General features: G+C 72.4%; 2 protein-coding genes. Both read left to right on the top strand.

Annotation, left to right across the window (positions count from 1 at the left end; translation table 11 throughout):
• On the top strand, positions 1–372 hold a 372-nt coding region (locus STRTUCAR8_RS40805; RefSeq protein ID WP_044473751.1), incomplete at its 5' end, for an RNA polymerase sigma factor.
• A 1-nt stretch (position 373) separates the two neighbouring features.
• Positions 374–1,165, top strand: coding sequence for a hypothetical protein (locus STRTUCAR8_RS40800; RefSeq protein ID WP_044473750.1), 792 nt, complete (start codon positions 374–376; stop codon positions 1,163–1,165).
• Positions 1,166–1,212 lie beyond the last annotated feature (47 nt).

The following is a 1,212-nucleotide window of genomic DNA, read 5'->3' as shown; positions in this document are numbered from 1 at the left end:
CGCACCGCGAACGGACACGAGGCACCGCGTGACGTCTCGGCGTGGGCGGCGGTCGTCGCCTCCAACCTCGCCATGGACTGGCACCGGTCGAAGCGCCGCCAGGAACGGCTGGGGGAGCGGCTCGCCTCGCTGCGCCAGCCGGTGGCGCACCCGTCCGGCGAGGAGACGAGCCTGCTCTCCCTCGCCGTCGCCCGGGGACTCGACGACCTGCCCGACTCCCAGCGCCAGGTACTGGTCCTGCGCTTCTTCGCCGACCTGCCGGTTCGCGGGATCGCCGAGGAACTGGGTATCCCGGAGGGCACGGTCAAGAGCAGGCTGCACACGGCGGTACGGGCACTGCGTACCCGCCTGCACGAGGACGAGGTGGTGTGACATGGCCGCCGAACACAACGGCGTGGACGCTCTGATGGCCGCGCTGACGGACGACCCGCTGCCCGAAGGTGCCCTCACGGACGCCGACTTCATGGCCGAGCACTGGTCGGCGGCGGCCGATGTGGCGCTGCTGCGCGAGCAGTTGGGGCTCATCGGGGACGCGCTGACGTCGCAGGAACACACGGAGCCCGCAGCGGTGCCGGAGCGAAGGCCGGCCGGGGTTCCTGCCCGGATTCCGGTACGGGAGCGGCCGTTCTGGCGCCCGCTGCGCACCCTCGCCCTCGGTGTCGCCGCGGTGTCCGCCGCGGGAGCCCTGATCACGGGGTCGGGGTGGCTCCTCTCGCAGGCCGGCAACGGTGCCGAGGACGCGTCGACGTCCTCGTCGGGCGAAGCAGCGCCGTCCTACTCGGTCGGCTCGGACAGCGACAACGGCGGGGGCACCAAGGACGGGGGCGGCGCGGCCCAGCTGAGTCACGCCGGATATCTCGCCTGCGCCCGGCTGGTCGTCGAGGGCACGGTCACCGCCGTCGAGCCCGTCCCCGGCGCCGACCAGGACCGGATCACCCTGCGCGTCACCCGCTACTACAAGCCTGCCAAGGGCGCGGCGGAGGTGACGTTCGTGATGGACAAGGAGGTCGACCCCCGGCTGACGGTGGGCGTCCACACCCTGATCGGCATCGCGACGGACGCCGTGTCCCCGGACACCTGGTCCACGGGCGAGAAGGAGATCGCCACCCAACGGGCCTGGATCACAGCCGCGTTGGCGGAGTCCCGCACCCTCGCGTGCGAGTGAGTACGGCAACTGCCGGGGAGTGATCCGCGAGTGAACGGCAAAGGGGC

This window comes from Streptomyces turgidiscabies Car8, assembly GCF_000331005.1.
GTDB classification, from domain to species: domain Bacteria; phylum Actinomycetota; class Actinomycetes; order Streptomycetales; family Streptomycetaceae; genus Streptomyces; species Streptomyces turgidiscabies.
Note: the sequence above shows the minus strand (reverse complement) of the source record. Positions and strands in the feature narration are given on the sequence as shown.

Excerpts from the sequence above, each read along its gene's own strand:
- STRTUCAR8_RS40800 (WP_044473750.1), top strand. The coding sequence starts at position 374 with ATGGCCGCCGAACACAACGGCGTGGACGCTCTGATGGCCGCGCTGACG.